This window comes from Amycolatopsis sp. lyj-90 (assembly GCF_046549035.1).
GTDB lineage: Bacteria > Actinomycetota > Actinomycetes > Mycobacteriales > Pseudonocardiaceae > Amycolatopsis.
The window spans coordinates 185,899-210,278 of record NZ_JAJPWP010000004.1 but is presented as its reverse complement, the minus strand read 5'-3'; the positions used below and the strand labels follow the sequence as shown (position 1 = coordinate 210,278).

23 protein-coding genes are annotated in these 24,380 nt (G+C 68.7%); 8 read left to right on the top strand and 15 right to left on the bottom strand.

Translation table 11 applies throughout. The features are described from left to right. Positions 1-249: 249 nt before the first annotated feature. The gene (locus ACLJPX_RS16915) at positions 250-2,319 is read left to right on the top strand and encodes an AMP-binding protein (RefSeq protein WP_410600917.1); all 2,070 of its coding nucleotides are present in this window, start codon (positions 250-252) and stop codon (positions 2,317-2,319) included. Positions 2,320-2,397: 78 nt separating this feature from the next. Here ACLJPX_RS16915 and ACLJPX_RS16910 read toward each other — a convergent pair whose 3' ends face one another. Next, entirely contained in the window at positions 2,398-2,997 is a 600-nt protein-coding gene (locus ACLJPX_RS16910) for a hypothetical protein (RefSeq protein ID WP_410600916.1), read from the bottom strand. Between the two features lie 90 nt (positions 2,998-3,087). On the opposite strand from ACLJPX_RS16910, the gene ACLJPX_RS16905 reads away from it, so the two are divergent. Then, complete coding sequence (locus ACLJPX_RS16905) at positions 3,088-4,065, top strand: GlxA family transcriptional regulator (RefSeq protein WP_101607432.1); 978 nt, start codon at positions 3,088-3,090, stop codon at positions 4,063-4,065. A gap of 78 nt (positions 4,066-4,143) precedes the next feature. Beyond that, the gene (locus ACLJPX_RS16900) at positions 4,144-5,133 is read left to right on the top strand and encodes an alpha/beta fold hydrolase (protein ID WP_410600915.1); all 990 of its coding nucleotides are present in this window, start codon (positions 4,144-4,146) and stop codon (positions 5,131-5,133) included. Between the two features lie 170 nt (positions 5,134-5,303). Here ACLJPX_RS16900 and ACLJPX_RS16895 read toward each other — a convergent pair whose 3' ends face one another. Then, the gene (locus tag ACLJPX_RS16895; protein WP_410600914.1) at positions 5,304-6,269 is read right to left on the bottom strand and encodes a DUF6528 family protein; all 966 of its coding nucleotides are present in this window, start codon (positions 6,267-6,269) and stop codon (positions 5,304-5,306) included. Between the two features lie 77 nt (positions 6,270-6,346). After that, complete coding sequence (locus ACLJPX_RS16890) at positions 6,347-7,303, bottom strand: Acg family FMN-binding oxidoreductase (protein WP_410600913.1); 957 nt, start codon at positions 7,301-7,303, stop codon at positions 6,347-6,349. A gap of 155 nt (positions 7,304-7,458) precedes the next feature. Here ACLJPX_RS16890 and ACLJPX_RS16885 point away from each other — a divergent pair, with 155 nt between their 5' ends. Then, complete coding sequence (locus ACLJPX_RS16885; protein ID WP_101607428.1) at positions 7,459-7,776, top strand: dsRBD fold-containing protein; 318 nt, start codon at positions 7,459-7,461, stop codon at positions 7,774-7,776. A 6-nt stretch (positions 7,777-7,782) separates the two neighbouring features. On the opposite strand, the gene ACLJPX_RS16880 is transcribed toward ACLJPX_RS16885, so the two are convergent. After that, complete coding sequence (locus ACLJPX_RS16880) at positions 7,783-9,525, bottom strand: GAF domain-containing sensor histidine kinase (protein WP_410600912.1); 1,743 nt, start codon at positions 9,523-9,525, stop codon at positions 7,783-7,785. Positions 9,526-9,656: 131 nt separating this feature from the next. On the opposite strand from ACLJPX_RS16880, the gene ACLJPX_RS16875 reads away from it, so the two are divergent. Further along, positions 9,657-10,634, top strand: coding sequence for an Acg family FMN-binding oxidoreductase (locus ACLJPX_RS16875; RefSeq protein WP_410600911.1), 978 nt, complete (start codon positions 9,657-9,659; stop codon positions 10,632-10,634). A 12-nt stretch (positions 10,635-10,646) separates the two neighbouring features. Here ACLJPX_RS16875 and ACLJPX_RS16870 read toward each other — a convergent pair whose 3' ends face one another. Next, a complete protein-coding gene (locus tag ACLJPX_RS16870) occupies positions 10,647-11,279 on the bottom strand; it encodes a response regulator (protein WP_410600910.1) in 633 nt (210 codons plus the stop codon). 189 nt (positions 11,280-11,468) lie between these two features. On the opposite strand from ACLJPX_RS16870, the gene ACLJPX_RS16865 reads away from it, so the two are divergent. Further along, complete coding sequence (locus ACLJPX_RS16865; RefSeq protein WP_101607424.1) at positions 11,469-11,774, top strand: ANTAR domain-containing protein; 306 nt, start codon at positions 11,469-11,471, stop codon at positions 11,772-11,774. A 71-nt stretch (positions 11,775-11,845) separates the two neighbouring features. Next, complete coding sequence (locus ACLJPX_RS16860) at positions 11,846-12,250, top strand: response regulator transcription factor (RefSeq protein WP_233224155.1); 405 nt, start codon at positions 11,846-11,848, stop codon at positions 12,248-12,250. An 8-nt stretch (positions 12,251-12,258) separates the two neighbouring features. Here the strand turns inward: ACLJPX_RS16860 and ACLJPX_RS16855 are convergent, their stop codons facing one another. The 4 genes from ACLJPX_RS16855 to ACLJPX_RS16840 all read right to left on the bottom strand — a co-directional run bounded on the left by ACLJPX_RS16855 (position 12,259) and on the right by ACLJPX_RS16840 (position 19,617). After that, on the bottom strand, positions 12,259-16,770 hold the full coding sequence (locus ACLJPX_RS16855) for a HAMP domain-containing protein (protein WP_410600909.1): 4,512 nt from the start codon (positions 16,768-16,770) through the stop codon (positions 12,259-12,261). Between the two features lie 46 nt (positions 16,771-16,816). After that, positions 16,817-17,896: a PAS domain S-box protein gene (locus tag ACLJPX_RS16850; RefSeq protein WP_410600908.1), complete on the bottom strand. Its 1,080-nt coding sequence runs from the start codon at positions 17,894-17,896 to the stop codon at positions 16,817-16,819. Between the two features lie 32 nt (positions 17,897-17,928). Continuing rightward, a complete protein-coding gene (locus tag ACLJPX_RS16845; protein ID WP_101607421.1) occupies positions 17,929-18,609 on the bottom strand; it encodes a response regulator in 681 nt (226 codons plus the stop codon). Positions 18,610-18,690: 81 nt separating this feature from the next. Further along, entirely contained in the window at positions 18,691-19,617 is a 927-nt protein-coding gene (locus ACLJPX_RS16840) for a universal stress protein (protein WP_410600907.1), read from the bottom strand. Positions 19,618-19,806: 189 nt separating this feature from the next. Between ACLJPX_RS16840 and ACLJPX_RS16835 the strand changes: the two genes are divergently transcribed. Continuing rightward, positions 19,807-20,082 carry a hypothetical protein gene (locus ACLJPX_RS16835; RefSeq protein WP_410600906.1) on the top strand — a complete coding sequence of 92 codons (276 nt, stop codon included), beginning with the start codon at positions 19,807-19,809 and terminating at the stop codon, positions 20,080-20,082. A 16-nt stretch (positions 20,083-20,098) separates the two neighbouring features. Here ACLJPX_RS16835 and pspAB read toward each other — a convergent pair whose 3' ends face one another. The 6 genes from pspAB to ACLJPX_RS16805 all read right to left on the bottom strand — a co-directional run bounded on the left by pspAB (position 20,099) and on the right by ACLJPX_RS16805 (position 24,243). After that, positions 20,099-20,656 (bottom strand): PspA-associated protein PspAB, encoded by a 558-nt coding sequence (gene pspAB / locus ACLJPX_RS16830; RefSeq protein WP_410600905.1) that lies wholly within the window; start codon positions 20,654-20,656, stop codon positions 20,099-20,101. A 148-nt stretch (positions 20,657-20,804) separates the two neighbouring features. Continuing rightward, positions 20,805-21,410, bottom strand: a complete 606-nt coding sequence (locus ACLJPX_RS16825; RefSeq protein ID WP_410600904.1) for a GAF and ANTAR domain-containing protein — start codon at positions 21,408-21,410, stop codon at positions 20,805-20,807. Positions 21,411-21,645: 235 nt separating this feature from the next. Further along, positions 21,646-22,506, bottom strand: a complete 861-nt coding sequence (locus ACLJPX_RS16820) for a spermidine synthase (protein WP_410600903.1) — start codon at positions 22,504-22,506, stop codon at positions 21,646-21,648. Beyond that, positions 22,506-22,877: an adenosylmethionine decarboxylase gene (gene speD / locus ACLJPX_RS16815; RefSeq protein WP_410600902.1), complete on the bottom strand. Its 372-nt coding sequence runs from the start codon at positions 22,875-22,877 to the stop codon at positions 22,506-22,508. The genes ACLJPX_RS16820 and speD overlap by 1 nt, the downstream gene beginning before the upstream one ends. Then, a complete protein-coding gene (locus ACLJPX_RS16810; RefSeq protein ID WP_410600901.1) occupies positions 22,867-24,009 on the bottom strand; it encodes a type III PLP-dependent enzyme in 1,143 nt (380 codons plus the stop codon). The genes speD and ACLJPX_RS16810 overlap by 11 nt, the downstream gene beginning before the upstream one ends. Before the next feature lie 45 nt (positions 24,010-24,054). Next, positions 24,055-24,243 carry a hypothetical protein gene (locus ACLJPX_RS16805; protein WP_101607415.1) on the bottom strand — a complete coding sequence of 63 codons (189 nt, stop codon included), beginning with the start codon at positions 24,241-24,243 and terminating at the stop codon, positions 24,055-24,057. Positions 24,244-24,380 lie beyond the last annotated feature (137 nt).

Here is a 24,380-nt window from a genome sequence, read left to right as displayed (position 1 = left end):
TCAGCTTCTCCGTCTCGCGGGGCTGAGGCTGGCGTGAATCGGACGTCGCGATCAACACCGTCGGCGGACGGCTTGGCGCCGCCGGAACGCCTACCCTGTCCGTGATGGTTCCCTTGGGCGGACGCGAACCCGGGGTCGTTCGGAGTATTGCGTTCGGCCGATTGCTGGTAGGTTCGCCGAACTCGAAGACGAAGGAGGCGCCGGCAGCTGCCCGGTCAACACCCGAACGCGCGTGGTGAGGCGAATCGCATGCGAGACGATGTGGTCCAGGCGAGCTCGATTCTCGGGCATTCTCCCGGCCAGGTTTGGGAAGTCATCGGCGATCCCGAGTCCTACTCGAGGTTCGTCGCCGAGATCAGCTGGTGCGAGGTTCGGCAGTCCGCCGAACGCGGACGCGGTCCGAAGTGCCTCATCCGCCTGGAGCCGCGGGCGGGAAGGCTCGTCGTCGGCGAAATCGAAGCCAGGGTCTGGCGGCCCGGCGAGCACGTCGTCTGGTGCGGCGTCGAAGACGACGGCAACTGGGTCTCGGTCGAGCTGAGGCAGGCTCCCGACAACGGCACGGAACTCGTCGCGCAGCTGATGCTTCCGGCCCGGCACGCGCATCTCGTGTCCGCCGCGTCGTTCAAACGCTCCGTCCGCGCGGTGGCCCGGCGGATCGATCTGCATCTCTCGGGCCGGGCGGCGTCACCGCAGGAAGAACCCGCGCACACCAAGGCGACCACGCTGCACACGGCGAGCACGCTGATCAAGGCCGGGGTGCTCGCAGCCGCGCGACCGGACAAGATCGCCAAGCAGCTCACGTCGCTTTCGCAGTGGGGTGCCACCGTCGCGGGTGGCTACACGGCCAACGCGGCCCGTGTGCCCGAAGAAGTCGCACTGCACGACGAGCGCAACGTCCGCACGTTCAAGCAGGCGTCCGATCGCAGCAACCAGCTCGCGAACGCGCTGACGGCGCGCGGAGTCCGCTCCCGCGACCGGATCGCCTTGTTGTGCCGCAACCACGCCACGATGGTCGAGTCGCTGATCGCGTGCAGCAAACTCGGCGTGGACGCGATCCTGCTCAACACCGGGCTTTCCGCCGGCGCGGTCGCGGACGTCATCGGCCTGCACAAACCGGTCGCGGTACTCGCCGACGACGAGTTCTCGCGGGTCATCGCCGACATCCCCGGCGATTTTCTCCGGCTGTCCACCTGGCCTGAAACCGAGAACGGTTACCCGACGATCGATCAGCTGATCGCGGGGGTGCCCACCACGAAACTCAAACCGGTGGACCGGATCGGCAGGCTCGTCGTCCTCACGTCGGGCACCTCGGGAACCCCCAAAAGCGCACGCCGCCCGACCCCGAAAGGGCTCGCGACTTCGGCCGCCATGCTGGACCGCATCCCGCTCCGCTCCGGCGACCGTTTCGTGGTGGCCGCGCCGTTGTTCCACAGCTGGGGTCTCGCCGGGATGCAGATCGGGATGGCCGTTCGGGCGTCGTTGTCGCTCGTCCGCCGGTTCGACGCCGAAGAGATCTTGAGGACCATCGCCGAACATCGCTGCGGTGTGCTGTTCGCCGTCCCGATCATGTTGCAGCGCATCCTCGATCTGCCCGAGCGGGTTCGCGCCCGCTACGACCTGTCGTCCCTGCGCATCGTCGCGAGCAGCGGATCCGCGCTGCCGGGGACGATCGTCACCGAGTTCATGGACACCTTCGGCGACGTGCTCTACAACTTTTACGGCTCCACCGAGGTTTCCTGGGCCAGCATCGCCACACCCGAAGACCTCCGCGCCGCGCCGACCACCGCCGGCCGCTGCCCGCCGGGCACCCGCGTCGCCATCCTCGACGACGACCACAACCGCGTCCCGCCGGGCTGGGAGGGGCAGATCTTCGTCGGCAACGACATGCTTTTCGAGGGCTACACCGACGGCGCCAGCGTGCCGCGCGCGGAAGAACTGATGGCGACCGGCGACGTCGGCTACCAGGACGCCTCCGGACGTCTCTTCGTCACCGGGCGTGCCGACGAGATGATCGTGTCCGGCGGGGAGAACGTGTCCCCTCGCCCGGTCGAAGAGGCCATCGTCGCGCTGCCCGGCGTCCACGAAGCGGCCGTGATCGGTGTGCCGGATCGCGAGTTCGGGCAACGGTTCGCGGCCTACATCGTGCCGAAACGCGGCGCCAGGATGAGCGCGGAAGACGTCCGCGCGTACATCCACCGGCGGCTGGCGCGCTTCGCGGTGCCGCGGGATGTGTACTTCGTGGAGGAACTCCCCCGGAACGCGACCGGGAAGGTGCTCAAACGGCTGCTGAGGGACGAGACCTGGCCGATCGACCAGTGACGTCCTTTGTGGACTGGGCCTCGTGAGTGGTAAAGACGGTTAGAACCGTCTTTACCACTCACGAGGCGCAGCGCAGGCTCAGGCCGGAGGCGGCAACGGCGAGACCGACACGATGCAGTACCGGTCGTTGCCTTCCCGCCGGACCTCCATCGTCGCGGTGAAGTCCGTCTCGTAGTTCAGCGTTCCGCTCATCGTCACCGAGATCAGGTCCGGGCTCACCTGCTTCGGGTCCTTCGCCGTGAGCGAAGCGTTCCGGTCGCCGAAGGCCTTCGCCGCGGTCCGGACAGCGTCCTTGGAATCCGCGCAGGCCGATTCGGCGGCCCTGTCGGCCTCGTCGCCGAAGACAGCGAGCATGAACTTGCCCGCCAGCACCGGGCCCCAGTCGAGGCTGAGCGGGGCTTGCGTCGCGCTCGCAGACCTCGACGGCTTGCTGTCGCTCAGCAGGAAACCGGGTGCCACGAACGCGAGGATCACGAAGACGACCACCACGAACACGCCACCGCCGGCGATGAGCCCGATCAGCAGGCCGTTGCCCTTTTTCGGCGGCGGCTGCTGCCCCGGGAACTGCGGACCGCCGTAGCCGGGGGGCGGATATCCTTGCTGCGGATACTGCTGCTGGGGATAGCCCTGCTGCGGCTGGCCCCATTGAGGTCCCTGCGGACCCTGTGGATACGACATCGGCGTTCCTTCCCCCGAACGGCTGTGCGGCGAATCTACCGTCCCCTTCGGACGGTCAAAAATCAGCTCCGGAGCGCTTAGACTCGGCCCATGAAACGACTGGTGGTCGTGGTCTTCGACGGGGCTTCACTCGGGGCGATGTCCTTCGCGTTCGGTGTCTTCGACATGGCCTCGCAGTTCGGGGAGCTACCCGACCTCGAGATCAGGGTCGTCGGCGGCGAACCGGGCACCGCGCTGCGTGGTGGCGGGCTGACCGTTCCGGTCCCCGAGGATCTCGGTGCCATCCGGGAGGCGGACCTGGTGCTGGTCCCGAACTGGCGGTCGCCGATGGAGGATCCGCCGGAAGCGGCGCTGGAGGCGCTCCGAGCCGCGCACGACCGGGGCGCCCGGGTGGCCGGACTGTGCAGTGGCGCCTTCGTACTGGCCTCCGCCGGGCTGCTCGACGGTCGTCCCGCGACGACGCACTGGGCGATGGCGCCGCTGCTGGCGGCCCGCTTCCCCGCCGTCCGCCTCGACGAATCGGTGCTTTACATCGACGACGGCGACATCCTGACCTCGGGCGGCGGCGCCGCGGGGATGGACCTCGGCCTGCACCTCATCCGCTCGTGGTGTGGCGCGGAGGTGGCGAACCGGCTGGCGAAGGGCATGGTCGTCCCACCGCACCGGCCCGGCGGGCAGGCGCAGTACATCGAATCGCCGATGCCGGAACTCGACGAGGGCGACCCGGTCTCGGAGACGATGGCGTGGGCGCTCACCCGGCTGGACACCGCGCTCCCGGTCGACGAACTCGCCAGGCGGGCGCTCATGAGCAGGCGCAACTACGACCGCCGGTTCCGGGAGATCACCGGCGCCGCGCCCGGCACGTGGCTCACCCACCAGCGGGTCATCCGCGCCCAGCAGCTGCTCGAATCCACCGACCTCCCGGTCGACGAGATCGCCCGGTACTGCGGGTTCTCCTCCTCGGCCGCGCTCCGGCCGCATTTCCGGCGGCAGGTCGGGGTCACGCCGGTGTCCTATCGGGAGACGTTCGGGACCCGGCTCGGTGTCCTGGAGCCCATGCTGTCCTGATCGGGCTGTCTCAAAACTGACGCCGGTTGGCGAAAACACCGCTCACGGTGAAGGGCCGAGACGGGCCACGATCGGAACATGACCGAAGACAGCCGTTCCTTCCTCAACCGCCGGTCCATGCTCACCCTCGGCACGGGTGCCGCGGCCGCGCTGGTGGCCTCGGGTGGCATCGCCGAGGCGGGCCAGTCCGGTGGCCCCGGCGACGCCGAACTCGCCCGGTCCCTGCCCGGCGGTTTCCGCAGCGCGTACGCCCAGGTCAACGGCGTGCGGCTGCACTACGTCGCCGGTGGCCGGGGCGAACCGCTGATCCTGCTGCCGGGCTGGCCGGAGACGTGGTGGCAGTACCGCAAGATCATGCCCACGCTCGCGAAGCGGTATCGCGTGATCGCCGTCGACCTGCGGGGCATGGGCGGCTCCGGCAAGCCACAGGACGGGTACGACAAGAAGACGATGGCCCGCGACATCTTCGAGCTCGTCCGCTCGCTGGGCTACCGGCAGGCGCATATCGCCGGGCACGACATCGGCGCCATGGTCGCGTTCAGCGTCGCCGCCAACCACCCGGAGGCGACGAAGACCGTCACGCTCATGGACGTCTCGCACCCCGACGAGAGCCTGTACCAGATCCCGATGCTGGCCCCGCCCGGCCAGCCGGTGCACGTCTGGTGGTTCGCCTTCAACCAGGTCGCCACCCTGCCCGAGCAGCTGGTGGCCGGCCGGGCACGCTTCCTCGGCGACTGGATGTTCGATCATCTGGCGGCCGATCCGGCCTCGATCGGCGACCGGGACCGCGCGATCTACGCCGCCGCGTACGACCGCCCGGACGCGATCCGCGCCGGGAACGGCTGGTACCGGGCGTTCGGCAAGGACATCGAGGACCAGAAGGCCTACGGGAAGATCACCGCGCCGATGCTGGGGCTGGGCTCGGAGTTCAACTACGACTACCTCGCGGCGGTCCTGCCGTCCAAGGCGGTGGACGTCCGGGTGCGGAAGGTCGCCGGTTCCGGTCACTTCGTCGCCGAAGAGCAGCCTCGGACGGTCATCGACGAGTTGCAGGCCTTCCTCGGGTGAGCCTTATACCCCGAATGGGTCAACGACGCCCTCCGAACCGCCCCGTTCACTCGGTCAGGTGAAAGACGCGGCCACGCGTCATTCTCGCGACGGGGTTCCCTCTTCTCTGGTGTGTCGGTACCGGCCGGGCAGCCCCCCGAACGGCCGGTACCGACACGGAAGTAATCAGCTCAACCGATCCACCAGCGGGCCTTGTAGATCCACGCGCCGTGCAGCGCCAGCTCGGCGCGTGGAAAGGCCAGCCGGACGGAGTCCGTGCACCAGGTGCACAGGTGCCCGTCCTGGATCGAAGCCGTCAGGACCTGCCCGGTCCGGGGATTCGTCGAAACACTCTTCACGTGCGGCCGGTCGATCTCCCTCGCGCCCGCGTACCGCTGGGTGAACCGGCCACTCGTCTTCGAGAACTGGTACACCCCGGCTTCCGTGGTCACCCACAGCAGGTCCGGCCGGTGCGGAACCGGCTGGAGGTCGTGACCGCCCTTGCTCGGGACCGGAACGGACCGTTGCCCGGTGATCACCGGCGCGGCGGGGGTCCCGCCGACACTCAGCGCGACGAGCGCGTCGGTGCCCAGTGCCCACAGCACGTTCCGGCCGGCGTCCCACACCACGCCGTGCGCCCCCACCAGCCGATACTCGGCGTACGTCTTCGAGCGCTGCCCCTGCGAGGCGGTGTAGACCCGCACCCAGCCGCCGGTGCTGGCCGCCACCGCGACGTTGCCGTCCGGCAGGAGTTCGATGCTGTGAGGATTGGCCGGTCCGCCGACGTCCGCGGCCCAATAGGCCCGGTCGCCCGCCGGGTACGGCACGACGGCCGCGAAACCGCCGGACGCCGACGTGAGCAGGTACTTCTCGCCCGCTCGTTCGGCGAGCTTCGCGTCGCTCGGGTTGCTCCACGATCCCGCCAGGTCAGCCAGCCCGTTGGCGGCGGTGGGCGCCCAAGACCAGCTCACCTTCCGGTTCTGCCAGGAGGCGCGGTCGGCGGGCAGGACGAGGATCCGCTTGGACGCCTGTTCGGTGATGACGATCGAGCCGCGATCGCGATCGCGGGCGCCCGCGTCCGCCACCGCCGGCGCGGACCCCGCCACCGAAAGGCCCGCGATGGCCAGCGCCACCAAGGATTTCCGCATGATCTTCATACGGAGACTGAATCCGCCCCGGATGACGGCCGCGTGGCGGTGACCGGAAACGTGGGTGTCGACGAGATGACCCCGGGTCAGAGCGTCGCCCCGGTCCGCCGGAGCATCACCTCGTCGACCTGACGGCGTGCCGTCATCGGCGCCGGACGGCCGTAGCCGAGGCGCAGCACCGCATGCGGGCGGCCGAGGTCGGCGAAGATCCGGTCCAGCGCGGTCCGCGTCTCCGGGGTTTCGAACGGCCTGCCGACGAACGACGTCGCGAGACCGGCGGCCGTCGCGGTCAGCAGCACGCGCTGCAGCACCATGCCCGCCCGCAGGTCCGCGGCGGGCCCGCCCGCCGCGGTCAGGATCGCGCCGAGCACCGGCTCACCGCCTTCGGGCTCGGCGGCGAGGAAGGACTCCTGCGCCGGGATCCCGTGCGGTGACGGCGGTCGGGTCGGTGCCGGGACGCCGTCCGGCGCGTTCGCCGCCCGCCGTGTCCACAGCGCGATCTCCGCCTGGAAGGCGCCGTTGCGCGCTTGTGCCGCCTCGGCCCGGTGGAGCACGCGCGCGACCGCGTTCGCCCGGTCGCCGCGGCCGAACAGCTCCAGCAGCCCGCCTTCCACCAGCGCGGCCGCCCGCAACGTCGTCCGCGCCCACGCGGGTACCGGCCGGTCCAGGAACGGACGGCGGTTCGTGTGACGGCGGAAGACGGCTTCGGCCAGTTTTCGCTCCTCCGGCGAGGAAAACCGGTCACCGTCGATCAGGAGTCCGGCGAGCAGCTCCGGCTCCTCCGGCCTCGGCAGCACCCGCAGGGAGAGCGTCTTCCCGTTGGACCGCAGGGAAACGATCAGGTTGAACACCGCGGCGCCGCACGAAAGCCGTGCCTCACGGGCGGCCGGGTCGGCGATCCGGAGCACCCTGGCGCGGTCGAGCCACACCTCGATCCGGTCCCGGTCGACGACGAACCGCCAAGGCTGGGTGTTGAGCGGGGACGGCGCGCGCACGGCGGCCGCCACCGCCTGGTCGACGTGGTTCGGTAACGGGATCTTCATCGTGGGCTCCGGGGGAAGAGGGTTGATCCACCTTCGGCCGGGGTATCCGGCGACCGCAGCGGCCGCCGGTCACGACTTCCGAGGACTTTCGCCCCCGATCCCGGCGAGCGAGGACTTAGGACCCTGTGCCACGAGCGGCCGCGATGGGAGTCTCGATGACCGGAACGGAGCCGACGATGACCGACGACAGCGGCAAATGGACCATTGACGTTTCCCTGCAGCACGGGCCGTACCGGGTACGAGCGGAGGCGTTGCTCCGGCTCGAAGACGGCGGTGAGTTCGTCGGCGTCGGACTCGCGCACGGCGGGCTGAGAGAGAGTTCGCTCTCCCAGGTCGGTTCCTACCTCGCGGTGGCACGGGCGCTTTCGGACCTCACCGCGGAACTGCTGGAGACCGTCGCCTCCGACGTCGACGCCGAAGTCTCCCGCTCGATCGAAGTCGACGGAATCCTCGCCGCGCAGTCGTCGAACTGACCGCGGTCATCGCAAGGGGGCGGACCACTCGACCCGGGTGCCGCCCTCTTCACGCGTCTCCGCCCGGAACGTCCCGCCCGCTTTTTCCGCGCGATCACGCAGGTTTCGCAGCCCGCCGAAGCCGCCGGTCGCGTCGCCGATCCCGGCACCGTCGTCGGTGACCACGATCCGCAGGACATCGTCCTTCACGGCGACGCTCACCGAGACACCGCTCGCCCGGGTGTGCCGCACGACGTTGCCGACAGTCTCCCGCACCACTGCCTCGGCGTGTTCCGCGAACAGGAAGGGAATCGAGTCGAGCGGTCCGGACAGGCTCACCGTCGGATGGATCGCGGTGTCGTCGGTGAGTTCGGCGATCGAGTCGTAGAGGCGGTGCCGCAGCCGCACTCCTTGCTGGCCCGCCTCGCCGCCGTGGAGATCGAAGATGGCCGTGCGGATCTCGTGCACGATCTCGTGCATCTGGTCGATGCTGTCGCCGATCCGCCGCTGCAGTTCCGGTGACCGCGCCCGGCGGTGCGTGCTCTGCATGGCGAGGCCGACCGCGAACAGCCGCTGGATCACGTGGTCGTGCAGATCCCTCGCGATCCGGTCCCGGTCGGCGAGCACGTCGATCTCCCTGGCCGTGCGCTGTTGCGCGGCGAGCTGAAGCGCGAGCGCGGCCTGGTCGGCGAACGAGGCCACCACCGGCAGCTGGGCGAGTTCGAACGGGACCGAACCCGGATTCCGCACCGCCATCAGCACCCCGGACGTGCGTTCCCGCGCCCGGAGCGGCACCACGAGCGTCGGACCGAGGCGGTATTCCCCGTCGTCGCCCAGCACCAGTTCCGGCACACTGCGCGGCGTCCGATCGCGGTAGACCGCTCCCGGCAACGAATCCGCGACGCTGATCCGCGTCCCCGTCAGTTCCGCCGAACGCGCGCCGGAGCAGACGGCGATGGTCAGTTGGTCGGCCTCTTCCTCCCCTGCCCGGCCGACGTCGAGCCTGCCGGGGCCGGGCAGTGCCAGCAACGTGAGGTCGGAGCCGGTCAGTTCCAGTGCCCGGCTCGCGATCAGGTTGAGGGCGTCGACGGGATCGGTGCCGCCCAGCAGTTCCGTGGTCACCTCGCTGGTGGCGGCCTGCCACTGCTGCCGGATCCGGGCCTGCTCGTAGAGGTGGGCGTTCTCGATCGCGATCCCGGCCGCGGCGGCGAGCGCTTGGACGACCACCTCGTCGTCGTCGGTGAAACTCTCCCCGCGTTTTTCGGTGAGATAGAGATTCCCGAACACCTCGTCGCGTACCCGGATCGGCACGCCGAGGAAGGAGCGCATCGGCGGATGGCACGGCGGGAACCCGACGGACGCCGGATGCCGCGAGATGTCGGCCAGCCGCACCGGTTTCGCCTCGTCGATGACGAAACCCAGCAGACCGTGGCCTTTCGGGAGATGCCCGATCTGTTGTTTCGTCTCGCCGTCGATACCGAGATAGACGAATTCGGCGAGCGAACCGTCGTCCGCGATCACCCCGAGAGCACCATAAGTGGCCTCGCCGAGGTCGATCGCCGCCTGGACGATCCGGCGCAGTGTCGCGTCCAGTTCTAGCCCGGACGCGACGGCGAGCACCGCCTCGAGCAGGCCGTCCATCTTGTCACGCGTGCCGATGAGCTGTTCGATGCGGTCCTGGAGATCCCGCAGCACCTCACGAACCCGCAGCTGGGAAAGCGCGCCGGAGATCCGGTCGTCACTTCCGCCGAGCCGGTCATGAACCGACATCCTGCTGCGCCTCCGAAGATCGGGACGACTCCCGGCCGTGGTGACTTTCTCCTCTTTCGGCCCCGTACCGCGGACGGGGACCGTCTCATCGAGACAACCGTATTGCCCGTGGAGCGACAGCGGGGGAAACCATGACCTTACAAGTCACCAAGGTCGGGCGTTTGAACTCCGATCAGGTGAATTCCGTGCTCCGGTCGGCGATGCTGGCCCCGTCGACGCACAACACCCAGCCATGGCTTTTCCGGTGCACCCGGACCGGGATCGAACTCCACGCCGATCCGCGCCGTATCCTCCCGGTCACGGATCCGGACGGCCGCGAACTCATCCTCTCGTGCGGTGCCGCGCTGTTCACCCTCCGAACGGCGATCCACGCACTGGGCTTCCATCCGGCGACGACCCTCCTGCCGAGCCGCGCCGATCCCGATCTGCTGGCCGTCGTCCGCCCGCTCGCCGAACGCACGCCCGATCCCGAGGCCGCACGGCTCGCCGACGCGATCCCCCGCCGCCGGACCAACCGGAGGCCGTTCCGGTCAGTCGCCGTCCCGCGGTCCATGCTCGCCACGCTCCGCCATGCCACCGAACTCGAACACGCGTGGATGCCGAGCCTCGACGCCGAACAGTGCCGTGTCCTGCTCGACCTCACCGCCCGCGCCCACCGCGATCAGCTCGCCGATCCCGCTTTCCACGCCGAACTCGGCCGCTGGACCGGACTGGGCGCGAGCACTCGCGACGGGGTGCCCGCCTACGCGACCGAGGGCGCCCCCACCGACGAAAGCTGGCTCCTCGAGGAATTCGGCGCCACGCACACCGGCACGCGGCCGGATCCGCTGGTGGTGGTGATCGGATCGCTGACCGACGGACGACTCGACCGGCTGCAGGCGGGGCAGGCACTGCAACGGGTGCTGCTCACCGCGACCGGCGCGGGAGTCGACGCGTCGTTCATCTCGCCGCCGATCCTGGTCCGCGCGGCACGCGCCGAGCTCCGGCGTCTTCTCGGCTGCGGGGTGTGGCCGCAAGTGCTCCTGCGGGTCGGCTACGGCTCGCCGCTGCCGTGGACGCCGCGGCGCCCGCTGGAGGACGTCCTGCTCGAAACGCTGGTTTCCGCTTGAGCCCGCGTTCGGTCAGGGGCGCCGCAGTTCCGTGGCCAGCACGGCCGCCTGGGTGCGCCGCTGCATCCCGAGTTTCGTCAGCAACCGGGACACGTAGTTCTTGACGGTCTTCTCGGCGAGGAACATCCGTTCGGCGATCTGCCGGTTGGTCAGTCCCTCTCCGATCAGTTCCAGCAGCGTTCGCTCCTGCTCGGAAAGCCCGGCGAGCGGGCCCTTCTTCGCGGCGTCGTCGCGGAACTTCGCCATCAGCGTCGCGGCGGCGCGCGCGTCCAGCAGTGACCGGCCGAGGCCGACCTCCTTGACCGCGGCCACCAGGTCCATTCCCCGGATGTCCTTGATGACGTAGCCGCTGGCGCCCGCCATGATCGCGTCCAGCATCGCCTGCTCATCGGTGTAGGACGTGAGCATCAGGCATTTCAGTTCGGGCATCTTGGACCGCAGTTCCCGCGCGAGCTCGACACCGTTGCCGTCCGGCAGCCGCACGTCGAGCACCGCGACGTCCGGCCGCAGCGCCGGAATCCTCGCCAGCGCTTGGGAAAAGGTGGCCGCCTGACCGACGACGCACAGGTCCGTGTCCTCCTCGAGCATGTCCGCGACCCCGCGACGGACCACCTCGTGGTCGTCGACCAGAAACACCCGGAGCATTCCGACCTCCACGGTTTCCCCTCCTAGGCTCTGAGCGTACGGCGCACGACCGGTCACTGCGACAGGCCAAAGGGCCTTGTTCGGCACCCGTTCGAGTGCCTGCCGCCGACCGGACCAGGTTCATTTGCATCATTCGAGTCAGGACGTTCTGTTCTTCCAGGACCAGTCGGCCGCTGCGACGATCAGCCCATGTCCGAGACCACGCTTTCGCCGGCCCCTCCGTCCGGCTCTTCCGACCCGGCAGACGAGCTCGTGGCCATGCGCGACAGCGTCCGGTTCTACCGGGCCCGCGCCGAACAGCTCCAGTACGCGCTGGACCACCGGCTGCCCATCGAACAGGCGAAGGGAATTCTCGCCGAGCGATACCAAATCGACATCGACGCGGCGTTCGAATTGCTGCGCTCGTTCTGCCGCAACAACAACATGAAGATCCACGACGTCGCCAGGACGCTCGTCGAACAGCCGAGCGAAGGCGACAGACGAGTACCTTGCTGAGCCACGCCAAGCTCGGAGGAGGGCCCGCGACCACCACCGGCTCCGCAGACACCGCGGGCACGGACTGGGTCATGAACCGAACGCCGCCCCCCAGACTTCGGGTGCTCGTCGCGGACGACAACCCGGTCATCGGCGATGCCCTGCGCGCCCTACTGGAGACCGAGCCGGACATCGAGGTGGTCGCCGTCGCGCTGGACGCGGCCGAGGCGGTCGCGCTCGCGGAACTGCTGGTCCCGGAGGTCGCCGTCCTGGACGTCCGGATCCCCGGCGGGGGCGGCGCGTGGATGGCGAAGGAGATGCGGCGACGGGTGCCCCGCACGCGGCTGATGGCGTTCTCCGCGCACAGCGACACCCGGTCCATCGCCCAGATGGCGTCCGCGGGCGTCACCGAGTACCTCGTCAAGGGCAGCCCCAACACCGAGATCGTCGCGGCCATCCGCCGGGTCTGCGCGAACAGCGCCAACGGCACGGAGTAGCGCGGTCGTCAGTCCGCCAGCCAGCGTTCCATACAGGCCAGCAGTTCCGCCGCGTTCACCGGTTTGGTGACGTAGTCGCTCGCCCCGGCGGCGAGACTCTTCTCGCGGTCCCCTTCCATCGCCTTCGCGGTCACCGTGATGATCGGCAGGCCGGCGAACCTCGGCATCTCGCGGATCGCCGCCGTCGTCGCGTGGCCGTCCATCTCCGGCATCATCACGTCCATCAGGATCAGGTCGATGCCGTCGTCGGACAGCAGTTCTTCGATGCCCTTGCGGCCGTTGGGCGCGTGCACGACCGACAGCCCGTGCAGTTCGAGCATCCCCGAGATCGCGAACACGTTGCGGGCGTCGTCGTCGACGAGGAGGACCTTGCGCCCTTGCAGCCGAGGCGGTCCGGCGGGCGGATCGGCGGGCACGTCGGTGACCTGCGCCGTCTCCGCCGGAGTCACCTCGGGTTGCTGCATCAGCGGCAGGATGCCCTCGAGTTCGCTGGCCGAAATGTGCAGCATGATGCGTTCCCGCAGCATGTCCAGCGAGGGCAGCAGTTCGACGGGGTGCACGCGCGCGTGCCCTTGCAGCAACCGGTCCTGCGCGGCGCTGAGCTTGCGGGTCGCGTGCGCCAGCACCGGGACCTCGAAGGGACGCGGTCCGTCCGCGAGACGTTTGAGGAAGGTCAACGCGCCCGTTCCGGGGATACTGGTGTCGAGTACGACGCAGCGGTAGTTGTCGCGTTTCAGTTCTTCGAACGCTTCCGCCGGATTGGCCACCGCGCGGACCTGGACCGAGCCGTGGTTGTCCGCGACGTCGGCCGCGACCCCGCGGGCGAGCAGGGTCAGCAGGCTGTTCTGGTCACTCTCCACGACCAGGACCCGTCGCTCCGACCCAGCTTTGTCCACAGTGGACTCACCGGGGCTCGCGGGCACGGTGAACCTGGCCACCGGCAGGTAGAGGGTGAACGTGCTGCCCGTGCCCAGCACGCTGTCCGCCCGGATTTCGCCGCCGAGCAGGTACGCGACCTCACGGCTGATCGACAGGCCGAGCCCGGTGCCGCCGTACTTGCGGCTGGTGGTGCCGTCGGCCTGCTGGAAGGCGCCGAAGATCGAATCGAGGTTCTCTTCGGCGATCCCGATCCCGGTGTCGATCACGCTGAACGCGACCAGGGACTCGTGCCCGGCCGCGGAAGGCGAAACGATGGTGTCGACCAGTTTGACCCGCAGCTCGACGCTGCCGTCCTCGGTGAACTTGACCGCGTTCGACAGCAGGTTGCGCAGCACCTGCCGTAGCCGCTGCTCGTCGGTGAACAGCAGTTCCGGCACGTTGGGTTCCACCGTGACCTGGAAGTCGAGCCCCTTCTCCGCGGTCAGCGGGCGGAAGGTCGTGCCGACGTAGTCGAGCAGCTGCCGCAGCGGGAACGGCTCGTGGTGGATGTCCATCTTGCCCGCCTCGACCTTCGACAGGTCGAGGATGTCGTTGATCAGCTGCAGCAGATCGGTGCCCGCGGACTGGATCACCTTGGCGAACTCGACCTGTTTGGGTGTCAGGTTCTGGGTCGAGTTCTGCGACAGGACCCCGGCGAGGATCAGCAGGCTGGTCAACGGGGTCCGGAGTTCGTGCGACATGTTGGCCAGGAACTCGGACTTGTACTTCGACGCCAGCGCGAGCTGCTGCGCGCGTTCCTCGATCTCCTGGCGCGCCTGCTCGATTTCGAAGTTCTTGACCTCGATGTCGCGGTTCTGCCGTGCCAGCAGTTCGGCCTTCTCCTCCAGTTCCGCGTTGGACCGCTGGAGTTTCGCTTGCTGCGCTTGGAGTTCCTCCGAACGTGCCTGCAGTTCCTCGGCGAGCCGCTGCGATTCCTCCAGCAGGGAGTCGGTCCGCGCGTTGGCGATGATCGTGTTGACGTTGACGCCGATGGTCTCCATCAGCTGTTCGAGGAAGTCCTTGCGGACGGCGGTGAACTCACCGAACGACGCCAGTTCGATGACGCCGAGCACCTGGTCCTCGAAGACGATCGGCAGCACGATCAGGGTGACCGGCGGGGCGGAACCGAGACTCGACGAAATCTTCACGAAACCCGGCGGGGTCCGGTCGACCACGATCGGTTTCTTGGTCTGCGCGGCCTGCCCGATCAGCGACTCCCCCATCGCGAAACCCGAGGGACTGTCCGGATCCTCGCTGTGCCCGTAGCTGGTGATCAGCCGCAGTCGCGTGCCGCTCTCGCCGGACTCGGTGAGGAACAACGTCCCGTGCTGCGCGCCGACCAGCGGGGTCAGCTCGTTCATGATGAGCGTGGCCACCACCCGCAGGTCACGGTGGCCCTGCATCAGGCCCGAGATCCGCGCCAGATTGGTGTTGAGCCAGTCCTGCTCCTCGTTCGCCCGCGTCGTCTCACGCAGCGATTGGACCATCGCGTTGATGTTGTCCTTCAGTTCCGCGACCTCGCCCTGCGCTTCGACGGAGATCGACCGGGTGAGGTCGCCGGTGGCCACCGCGCTGGTGACCTCGGCGATCGCCCGGACCTGCCGGGTGAGGTTCCCGGCCAGTTCGTTGACGTTCTCGGTGAGCCGTTTCCAGGTACCCGAAACGCCTTCCACCTCGGCCTGGCCACCGAGCCGCCCCTCACTGCCGACTTCGCGTGCCACGCGGGTGACCTCCGCGGCGAACGCGGAAAGCTGGTCGACCATCGTGTTGATAGTGGTCTTGAGTTCCAGGATCTCGCCCCGCGCGTCGACGTCGATCTTGCGGGACAGGTCGCCCTGCGCGACCGCGGTGGTGACCTGGGCGATGTTGCGGACCTGCCCGGTGAGGTTGTTCGCCATCGAGTTGACGTTGTCGGTGAGGTCCTTCCAGGTACCGGCGACGTTCGGCACGCGGGCCTGCCCACCAAGGATCCCTTCGGTGCCGACCTCACGGGCGACCCGGGTGACCTCGTCCGCGAACGCCGACAGCGTGTCGACCATCGTGTTGATCGTCTGTGCGAGCGCCGCGACCTCGCCCTTGGCCTCGACGGTGATCTTCTGCGACAGATCCCCTCGGGCGACCGCGGTCGCGACCTGCGCGATGGAGCGGACCTGGTCGGTCAGGTTGTCGGCCATGACATTGACCGACTCGGTCAGCCCCTTCCACGTCCCCGACACCCCCTTGACGTCCGCCTGACCACCCAGCCGCCCCTCGGTACCCACCTCGCGCGCCACCCGCGTGACCTCATCGGCGAACGACGAAAGCTGACCGACCATCGTGTTGATCGTGTCCTTGAGCTCCAGGATCTCGCCGCGCGCGTCGACGCGGATCTTCTGCGACAGGTCACCCTTCGCGACCGCGGTCGTGACCTCGGCGATCGAGCGGACCTGATCGGTCAGGTTGTCGGCCATGACGTTCACCGACTCGGTCAGCCCCTTCCACGTCCCCGACACCCCCTTGACGTCCGCCTGACCACCCAGCCGCCCTTCGGTGCCGACCTCGCGTGCGACCCGCGTGACCTCGTCGGCGAAGGACGACAGCTGATCCACCATCGTGTTGATCGTGTTCTTCAACTCCAGGATCTCGCCCCGCGCGTCCACGGTGATCTTCTGCGACAAGTCGCCTTTCGCGACCGCCGTGGCCACCTGGGCGATCGACCGCACCTGCGCGGTGAGGTTGCCCGCCATGAAGTTCACCGACGTCGTCAGATCCCGCCACGTCCCCGCCACCCCGGGAACCTGGGCCTGCCCGCCGAGCGCGCCTTCGGTGCCGACCTCGCGCGCCACCCGCGTGACCTCGTCCGCGAACGACGACAGCTGATCCACCATCGTGTTGATCGTGTTCTTCAACTCCAGGATCTCGCCCCGCGCGTCGACCGTGATCTTCTGCGACAGATCCCCCTTCGCGACCGCAGTGGTGACCTCGGCGATCGAGCGGACCTGGTCGGTGAGGTTGCCCGCCATGAAGTTCACCGACGTCGTCAGATCCCGCCACGTCCCCGCCACCCCGGGCACTTCGGCCTGGCCGCCCAGGCGTCCCTCGCTGCCCACCTCGCGCGCGACCCGCGTGACCTCGTCCGCGAACGACGACAGCTGATCCACCATCGTGTTGATCGTGTTCTTCAACTCCAGCATCTCGCCCTTGACGTCGACGGTGATCTTCTGCGACAGATCACCCTTCGCCACCGCTGTCGCGACCTCGGCGATGTCACGAACCTGGCCGGTGAGGTTGCCCGCCATCGCGTTCACCGAATCGGTGAGGTCCTTCCAGGTCCCCGAGACCGAAGGCACCGCCGCCTGGCCGCCGAGTTTGCCGTCGGTCCCCACCTCGCGGGCGACCCGGGTGACCTCGGAGGTGAACAACGCCAGCTGATCGACCATCCCGTTGAAGACGACGGCCATCTCGTCCATCAGGACGTCGTCCTCTTGGGGCAGCCGCGTGCTGAAATCGCCGTCACGAACGGCTTTCAACCCCTCCAGCAACCGTTGCAGGCCTTCGTCGTTGAGCGCCCCGCCCACGCGGACCGCGTCTCTCGACGCTCGCTTGTTCCCCGGTTCCGGCATGGAGGTGCCTCCTTCTTTCGGGTTCCCCAGGTCCAGGGGGATACCGTCAGCTCCGCACGGGCCCGGGAAGGGCCAGCGGAATCCAGCAGGCAACGGACGTACCTTCACCCGGCCTGCTGGAAACCCGGAACCATCCTTGCGCCGCTTCCGCGCGTTCACGCATCGATGCCATACCGATGTGCTCGCCCGACAACGCTTCGTGAGAACTCTCGCCGCCCCGCTTCATCCCGTCGCCGTTGTCGGCGACCTTCGCCAGCAGACCGCCGTCCTTCCCCGTCAGTGACACCACGACCGTGGTGGCGTTCGCGTGCTTCCGCACGTTCACCAGCGCCTCCTGGAGAATCCGGAAGACGGTGACGACGAGGTCGGGCGGCGGTTTTCCGGTGAAGTCGTGGCGCAGCGTGCAGTCCAGCCCCCAGCCGGCGACGACCTCGTCGAGGTAGTCGCGGACGGAGGCGACCAGGTCCTCGTCGTTCAGCGCGGGCGGACGCAATTGGGCGACCAGGATCCGCAGCCGCCGGATCGCCCCTTGAATCGCGTCGTCGAGTTGCATCAAAGCGGAATCCCGCCGTTGCGCGGCGAGCATCTGCAGCCGCATGCTCACCGCGATCATCGACTGAATGGAATCGTCGTGAACATCCCACGCGATACGGCGCCGTTCGGTTTCCTGTGCCCGTACCAAATGCGCGAACGCCTGCCGCCTGCCCGTCCTTTCTTCCTGTGATTTGAGGCGTTCGGTGAGGTCGCGGGTGACTTTGCCGAAACCGACGAGGTCGCCCTGGCCGTCCCTCAACGCGGTCAGCACGGTGTTGGCCCAGAACCGTTCACCACCGCGGCGAACACGCCAGCCCTCGTCTTCATGGCTGCCCACCTCGGCGGCGATCAGCAGCTCCGCGGTGGGTTTCCCGTCGGCGATGTCGTCCTCGGTGTAGAAAACGGAGTAGTGACTGCCGAGGATCTCCTCCTCGGAATACCCCTTGATCCGTTCCGCTCCCTGGTTCCAGCTGATCACCCGGCCGTCGACGTCCAGCATGTAAATGGCGTAGTCGACGACGCTGTGCACGAACAACTCGAAGAGCACAGCACTGCGATGATCGGGCGCCGGTCCCGATGGCAGCTTGGCCATAGTGCAGCTTGGCACTCGGATACGCCCCGCCGCTACGGCCGTTCGAGGAGGCCATTCTTTCGCGCGTGCGCCACGGCTTCGAGTTTCGAATGGGTTCCGGTCTTCACCAGGATGCGTTGCACGTGATTCCGCACGGTATTGCGCGCGAGCCGCAACTCTTCGGCGATCCGGTCGGTTCCCGCCCCTTCGGCGATCAGGCCGAGCACCTGCCGCTCCCGCAGCGTCAGCACCGGGCCGAGCCTGCCGGAACTCCCGGCCAGCATGGCCAGGGCACCGCCGAGCAGTTCGGGGTCGATGATCACGTCCCCCGCCGCGACGGTGCGGATCGCCGTGACCAGCTCGTCCAGGAGACCCGATTTCAGCAGCAGCCCGGCTCCGCCGACCTCGAGGATCCTGGCGGCGATGGCGCTGTTCGCGTCGCCGGTCAGCACGAGCACCCTGATCAACGGCGAAATCGCGCGGAACCTCGTGATCGCCTCGATCCCGTCGCCGTCCGGCAGCCGCCGGTCGAGCAGGACGATGTCGGGCAGGTGCTCCTCCGCCGCGATCATGCCGTGCGCGAGGGACTCCACCGAGGCCACCAGGTGAATCTCCGGGAATTCCTCGAAGGCCGCGCCGAGTGCTTCGGCCACCATCTTGTGGTCCTCGACGAGCAGCACCCTGATCGGGGCCGCGGCCGGGGGCATGGGCTGCGGGGAGGTCGGGTTAACCATGCACCTTCTCCGTCGATCGTGGTGTCGCCGGGACCCATTGTCCGGCAGATTCACGAAAGTCAATCCTGCTCGCGGCCGCATTCACCCTCGTGCCGGTCCGCCGATCAGGGCGACCGGGCAGCGCGCCCGGCTCAGCAGCGCCTGCGCTGTGCTCCCGAGCCCGCCGCCGGACGATCCGATCACGATCAGCCCCGCGTGCGGGACGGCCCGGATGAGCGCGCGGGCCACGTTGCGGTCACGGACGACCGCGAGCCGGAGGCCGACGCCGGGGTACTTGTCGCGCCAGGCCGCCATCCTGTCCTCCAGTGCGCGCTCCTCCGCCGCTTCGACACTCGCCAGGTCTGCGCCCGCATCGAGAACGCCATCGTGCCAGGCGTGGACGACGACCAGGTCGGTGTTCCGCGCCGAAGCGCTGTCGAGCGCGAAAGCGAGGGCGTGTTCGCTGTCACCGGACGGATCGACCCCGACGACCACTTCGCCCCGACGCGGAGCGGTCAGCCCGCGGACGACGACCACCGGGCACCCCGCGTGCCCGGCCACCTCCGCGGCGACCGCGCCGATCGGCGCCCCGCGCAACGCGCCGAAACCGTGTGTTCCCAGCACCAGCAGCGACGCCGACCGCGACGCCGCGACCAGTTCGCCCGTGATCTCGCCGAGTTTCACCTGGTGTTCGGTGGGCACCGCCGGTTCGGCTTCTTTCGCGACACTCGCGGCGGCGAGGTTGTCCGCCACGCCGCGATCCCGGCGACCGCTGTCGATGTGGAGGAGCTTCAGCGCGCTGTCCCGTCTCGCCGCCTCCCCCGCGGCCCAGCGCACCGCCGCCCGCGACGACTGCGAGGAGTCCACGCCGACGACCACGGCGGCGCGCCACTGGATCCCGGCCATCACCGGCCTCCCGTCTCGCCGCCGGCACCGGCGGACGTCCGCCGACAGCCTGCCCTCCGGCGTGACGCCGGCACAGGGCATGAAGTCCTTTTCCCAGAGGGGAAGACGGGAACCGCCGGACATTGTCCCACCGTCTCCGGCGAGCCCGGCCTTTCGACGCCAACCCGTGACACGCCGTACCCGATCGGCGACTTAGTGGGGTCTTTGTGCCCTCGATGCCACTACCTTCGGCGGTGACCGGAGCGGCCCGCGATGCCGCATCGTCGAAGGTGACGAACCGCCGGATCGGCGCAGGGGAAGGGTGACCGGGACGTGACAACGAGGATCTGCGAAACCCGACACCGTCCCGGCACGCACGCCGGTGCCCTCCGGGCACTGGTCTCCGCCGAACTCGAAAGAGTGCCGAGGATCGCGGCGAAACCCGAGAAGCCGGCTTCCCTGCTCGACGATGTCCTGATCGCCTTCCGGCAGCTCGACGCCGCCGCTCCGGCCACGCGGCCGCGGCGCCGGTACCGCTTCCCACGCTGGAACCCGCGGGACCGGCGTGTCCAGCGGCTGCGCGGCTGGCTCAGCGGCGCGCCCGGCTGAGCCGGGCGGGCGCCCGTCAGACTGGGCGCCACCGGCCGATGTCGGCCTCCATCGGCACGATCCGGGTCAACGACGAGCGGATCTTCAGTTCCGTCGCCCGGTCTCGGCCGCGGGTCCCGCGCGGGGCGTAGGGGTAGAAGGTGCCACGCTCCCTGCGGTAGACCATCGTCAGCCTCGGATGACGCATGTCCCGCAGCTCGGCGAAGTCCACCGTCGTATGCAGCAGCCAGGACACGAAACCGGCCTGTGCAAGGTTGGCGTTGACGTCGACGAGGTCGTCGAGCAGCCAGTCGAGATCGCCGTTCTCCCGCCAGCAGCGCACGATCGTCCGCCCGTGCGCGTCGTGGGTGACCACGTTACGGCGAGCGGAGTCACCGGCGAGACCGGCGATGATCTCCGCCTCCGTGCCGTCGCCCGGACGCTCGCCCGCGACGAAGCAGACCGTCCCCGATCCGGTCGGCGCGAGCCCGTAACCGGTCCGCAGTGTCAAAGCCGCCGACCTCAACTCCAGCAACGGAAGCAGGCTCGGCCGTACCGAGCGGCTCCTCCCCAGAAGGCTTCCCAGTAGTGCCATGACTTCACGCATCCTCTCATCTGCGTGAAGCCTTTCCGATCGCGCTCTCGCGCCCTAGGGCCGCACGGTCGCGCGTTCACCAGGACAAGTCCCCTGTTCAGGTGACCAACGGCCCTACCGGCACCTGCCGCCCGATTTTCGGCGGTCGTCACCGGTTTCGCGACCGAAGAAGTTTTTCGCTGTCGACCGTGCCGTTCACGACCCCGTGCGCGACCTCCGACAGCTTCCGGTTCGAGCTGCGGGCGAAGGCACGCAACCGCTGAAACGCCGTGCTGACACCGATCCCGGCACGCTCGGCGAGCACACCCTTCGCCTGTTCGATGATGACCCGGCTGTCGAGCGCCCTCTGCAACTGCCCGGAAAGCGTCCGATAGCGACTCACTTCCCGTTGCTGGCGAAGGCACAGGGTCGCGACATCGGCCAGCGCCTGCCCCAGCCGGCGGTCTTCAGCGCTCAAGACCTCGGTTTCGACACTCAGGAGGGTGACCGCACCGACGGTTTCCCCCATCATCCGCATCGGAAGAGCGGAAACCGCGGCATAGCCCGATCCCACCATCCTCGCGACATAGGTGGGCCAGCGCGAAATCTCGGCGGCCAAATCCTTCACGGCGACGTCGCTGCCGGTTTCGAACGACTCGAGCGCGGGGCCTTCCTCCACCACCGCGGGATATCGCGCCAGTTTCAGCCCCGGCAGGAAGACTTCCATCGAATCGATCGGCAGCAGCCGCACACATTCGCTGGCCAACGTGTCCACGACCCGATCCGGTCCGAGATCTTCCGCCACGCTCGCCGTCAGGCTCGCGAATGCCGCGCAGACCGCGGACTCCCTGTCCACTCCTGCGACGATGCCCTCGCGCCAAATATTCACTGTAGCGATTCTGGCCCCGCACCACGGCGCCCGGCAACGACCAGATGGAGGATCCTGCACGAGTTCGTCACGGGCCGAGCCGACCGGATGATCTCGACGAGATAACGGTTCGCGAAGGTTCCTATTGCCGCCGCAAGGAAATCGGCGGAACCGTGTTCCCCCTCAGCGCCTGTTCGTCCACAGTGGACTCCCCGATTCCCGCTTTGCCGATCTTCTCCGCAACGAAGGCGCCGGGATCGCCGAGGACGTCTGCCCTGCCGCTCAAGAAAGCCCACTCGTGCTCGTCCGAACCGTAGTAGAGGACGGTCCCGAACGACTCGGTGAACCGGCGCCACGACGTGACCAAAGTCTGGTTGCGCCACAGCGTCGGACAGCCCCCTTGGCAGCCGACCACACCGCCCTCGGTGAGCAAGGCCGCGCACCGGGTCAGGAAGTCGTTGCCGTACAAGCGGTTGTGCTGCGCCGCCGGATCGTCGTTCTCGTCCGGCAGGTCGATCACGACCACGTCGTAGGTGTCCCCGCGTTCCCGCGCTTCGGCGAGGAACTCCCAGCCGTCACGGTAATGGACGCGGATCTTCCCTTCCCCGCGTTCGGCACGGGCCAGCTCCTCGAGCGAGTAGCCGTAGGGAAGGTGCTCGGCGCAGACCCGGACCGCTTCGGCGTCGATGTCGACGTGGTCGACCACCTCGGCCCCCGCGGCGACCGCGAGCTCGGAGGCGACTCCTTCGCTGGAACCGATGATCAGCACCCGCTCGACACGATCCGCGAGCAGCAACGACGGGATCATCAGCGCTTCGTGGTACACGAGCTGGCTCAGCTCGGTGCTCTGCCGTTCGTCGTCGCAGAACAGGGAGATCCCCTGCGCGGTCCGTCCGATGAGGACGTTCTGGAACGCGGTGCGGCCCTCGAACAGGACCTCTTCGACGTCCCAGTTCCGGGTGAGCCCCGCGCCCATCGGCTCGACGATCACTCGTTGCGCCATCAGCCTTCTCCTCGTTCCACAGTGGACATCCGGACGGTACCGGCGCCCAGCATCTTCGCCAGCAGTGCCACGGCCCGCTCCGGATCCGCCCGGTCCCCGCAGGTGAACACGTCCACGAACACCGAACCGATCTCCGGATAGGTGTGCACGGACGCGTGCGACTCGGCCAGCAGCGCGAGCACGGTGACCCCTTGCGGGGCGAAGGCATGCGACACGACCTCGCAGACCGTCGCCCCCGCCTCGGTGACCGCGTCGGCGAGGGTCTTCTTCAGGACCTCGGCGTCGTCGAGCAGCGACGGCTCGATCCCCTCGAACTCCGCGAGGACATGGCGGCCGGCGAACCGGCCGACGAGTGGTTCTTCACCCGGCATCGGCGAACCTCCCCACACAATAGGTGCGCAACGGCTCGATTCCGTTGAAGGCGACGGACGAATAGCTGGCGGTGTAGGCCCCGGTGCCCGGGATGTCCAGCCGGTCGCCCGCCTTCAACGACTTCGGCAGCGCGCACGGCGTCCGCTGGTAAAGCACGTCGTCACCATCGCAGGTCGGCCCGGCGAGGACCACCGGCCCTTCCGGACCCTTAACGCCGACGGCCTCCAGCCGATACGCGACGGCTTCGTTCTCGCACTCCGCCATTCCGTTGTACCTGCCGACGTCGAGGTAGACCCAGCGGCGTTCGTCGGCGGCGGCGCGCGTGGTCACCAGGACCACTTCGGTCCTGATGAGCCCCGCGTCGGCGACGATCACGCGGCCGGGCTCGAGCATCAGTTCCGGGCCGGGCAGATGTTCCCGGAGGGCGGCGTGGATCACCGCCGCGTAATCGGGCAGGGATGGTACGGGTTCCCGGTGCTCGGTGGCGAACCCGCCGCCGATGTTGAGCCGCTCCAGGCCGACACCGGCGTCGGCGGCGACCTTGGCCGCTGTCGCGATCCCGATCTCCCACGCGGCCGGATCCGGTTGCTGCGAGCCGACGTGGAACGCGATTCCCGGCCGCAGGCCCGCTTCCACCACCCGGCGGAGCAGTGTGGCGGCCACCGCGGGCTCACAGCCGAACTTGTGCCCGAACGGCGTGACCGAGTCCGGCCCGCCGGTCAGCAGCCGGACCGAGACCAGCGAACCGGGCGCGTGCTCGGCCAGGTTCTCCAGATCACCGACGGAATCCGTGGTGAACTCACGGACTCCGCGCGCATACGCGAACGCGATGTCCGCCGGTTTCTTGATCGTGTTGCCGTAGGCCAGTTCCGCCGCTCGCGCGCCACGGGACAGGCACAGCCCGATTTCCGCCGTCCCCGCCACGTCGAACCCCGCACCCGCCGACAGCACCGCGTCGAGCACTTCGGGAGCGGGATTGGCCTTGACCGCGTACCGGATCAGCGCGTCCGGGAACGCTCCGGAGATCGCGGCCGCACGCTCCGCGACCAGGTCGGTGTCCACGACCAGGCACGGTGTCGGCGGTTCACGATCCGCCAGGAAGGCGCGGATGCGGTTCAGGCTTTCGGTCACGCGCCCCAGGGTGTCAAAGGCCGATCACCGGGGCGGAACCCGGGGTCACGCCCGGGCGTCGTCCGTGGCCTGCGAGGGCAGTTCCACCCCGTGTTCGGCGGCCAGGCGCTCCAGGTTGGCCAGATCGGCGCCGACGGCCGAGGCACGGTCCTCGTCCGAGTCCCGCCTGGCGATCCGGACGTCCTCCCTGGCCTGCCGTACCCGGTCCCGCAGATTCACCGCGAACTCGCTCATCGTGCACCCCCGATCTCCCGCACCTTGTCTGCTTTCACCCTAGGACCCTCCGAATCGGTCACCGACGTGATCTGTGTCATCACGGGTTCGTTCGTGTCGGAGTGAAGCAGTATGACGGCAAGGCCCGGGTTTCGCAG